This window comes from Bradyrhizobium sp. Kon69, from assembly GCF_055807515.1.
Genome location: NZ_JBVVOS010000515.1, coordinates 1 through 246, shown reverse-complemented (window position 1 = coordinate 246; position 246 = coordinate 1). Strand labels below are relative to the sequence as shown.

The window sequence follows — 246 nt, the reverse complement described above, 5'->3', positions numbered from 1 at the left end:
TGCCACGCTGTTCCCCGAACGCATCGCACGCATGGTGCTGGTCAACACCGGGCGCGGTGAACCGCTCGCGTACGGCATCGACCTGTTGCTGCTCAAGGAACCGCCCCAGGCCAGCGGCGATGGCTGCATCAGTCGCTGGCTCGGTGATTTTCTGGCTTACGGCAAACAGCCACCTTCGACTACACGGTGTCTGGACCGTGGCGGTTGGGATTGACCGTTTACGACCTGTTGATACCAGAAACGACA

Annotated in this window: 1 protein-coding gene; it reads left to right on the top strand. The window is 61.0% G+C overall.

The annotated features are described in order from the left end of the window. A partial coding sequence (locus AC0L3U_RS40010; RefSeq protein WP_473365212.1) for a hypothetical protein occupies positions 1 to 214 on the top strand: 214 nt, incomplete at its 5' end. Positions 215 to 246: the final 32 nt, after the last annotated feature.